General features: G+C 70.7%; 2 protein-coding genes. One reads left to right on the top strand and one right to left on the bottom strand.

Annotation, left to right across the window (positions count from 1 at the left end; genetic code table 11):
* Positions 1–678 (bottom strand): serine/threonine protein kinase (locus G4D87_RS37565; protein ID WP_163787562.1); only part of this gene is annotated, 678 nt, incomplete at its 3' end.
* A 178-nt stretch (positions 679–856) separates the two neighbouring features.
* Here G4D87_RS37565 and crtI point away from each other — a divergent pair.
* Positions 857–1,605, top strand: a 749-nt coding sequence (crtI, locus tag G4D87_RS37570) for a phytoene desaturase family protein (protein ID WP_240358932.1), incomplete at its 3' end; no start/stop codon positions are given.

The following is a 1,605-nucleotide window of genomic DNA, read 5'->3' on the forward strand; positions in this document are numbered from 1 at the left end:
GGGCAGGGCGACGTGGGCGTGGATGAGGCCCAGCGCATCCGTGTCCGCGAAGGGGCGGCGCCCGGTGAGCAGCTCGTAGAGCACCACGCCCATGGAATAGAAGTCCGCCCGCGAGTCGACGCTGCGGTGGGTGCGTCCGGTGCCCTCGGGGGAGAGGTACTCGAGGGTGCCTTCGAGGCGCTCGGGGGCGAGCGGCGCGACCTCTGCGCGAGGCCTGCGCGTGGCGAGGGTGAAGCTGGTGAGCTTCACGGACTCGCCATCCGAGCCCACGAGGATGCTGCTGGGGTTCAGGTCCCGGTGGAGGATGCCCTGCTCGTGGATGGCGCCCAGGGCGCGCGCCAACGACAGCGCGATGCGGCATGCGGCGCGTGGCTCCACGCGGCCATGGGACAGGCGTTGGGCCAGCGTCGCGTCACCAAAGCCCTCCAGGACGAGCACGGGGACGCCGTCTCGCGCCTCGGCCCAGGCCAGGGGCTGGAGGACGCCGTCGAGGTTCAGTGCGTTCGTCAGCTCCCACTCGTGGCGAAGCCGGGTGGTGGCGGAGGGGCTCCGCGCCGCGTCGGGGACCTTGAGGATGACCGAGGCGCCGTCTTCCTCGCGTGTCGCGCGCAAGAGCTGGAAGGCGCCTGCGGTGGTGACGTCTCTGCTGCTGATGCGGTAGCCGGGTACATCCGTCATTGCTTCACCCGTGCGCGCAGGAGCGCACTCCCCGTTGAAGCGAGGGAGGGTAGCCCTGGCACTGGGGGCTCGCAACCGAGCGCGGGTGACGTCGGCACGGATGTCTGGCAGCAGGCCGGAGTGGAGCGGGCCTCGCGGGTGTGCGATGGATCGCGTCACCGTGCTGAGACCCTCTGGGATGGCTGGCCTGGCTGCGCGAAGCGGCGGACGACGCGCGCTCGTCATTGGGAGTGGTTTCGGTGGATTGGCCGCGGCCATCCGGCTGGCGGCCCGTGGGTGGCGCGTCACGGTGCTGGAGCGGAGGGATGGACCGGGCGGGCGGGCGAACGCCTTCCAACAGGACGGCTTCACGTTCGACGCGGGCCCCACGGTGATTACGTGTCCGCACTTGCTGGAGGAACTGTGGGCGCTGGCGGGGCAACGCATGGCGGACCACGTGGAACTGCGGCCCGTGGCGCCGCTGTACCGGATGCGGTTCCCGGACGGCTCCACGTTCGACTACCACACGGACCGCGAGGCGATGCGCGAGTCCGTGCGGCGGCTGTCGCCTCGGGATGAGGCGGGCTTCCTGGCGCTGTGCGCCCACGTGGAGCGGATGTACGAGGCGGGCATTGGCACGCTGATGAGCACGCCGGTGCCGGACGTGCTGAGCCTGGCGCCGTTCACCCCCGCGCTGGTGCGAGACGAGGCGTTCCGGTCGATGTTCGGGTTGGTGTCGAAGCACATCCGGGACGCGCGACTCCAGCAGGCGTTGAGCTTCCATCCGCTGCTGATTGGCGGCAGTCCATTCGCGACCGCGAGCGCGGTGTACACGTCGATTCAATTCGTGGAGCGGCGCTGGGGGGCATTCTTCCCGGTGGGGGGCACGGGGGCGCTGGTCCGTGGACTGGTGGCCCTGCTGGAGTCCCTGGGCGGCGAGGTTCGTTA

Origin of the sequence: Myxococcus vastator (assembly GCF_010894475.1) — a bacterium.
GTDB classification, from domain to species: Bacteria; Myxococcota; Myxococcia; order Myxococcales; family Myxococcaceae; genus Myxococcus; species Myxococcus vastator.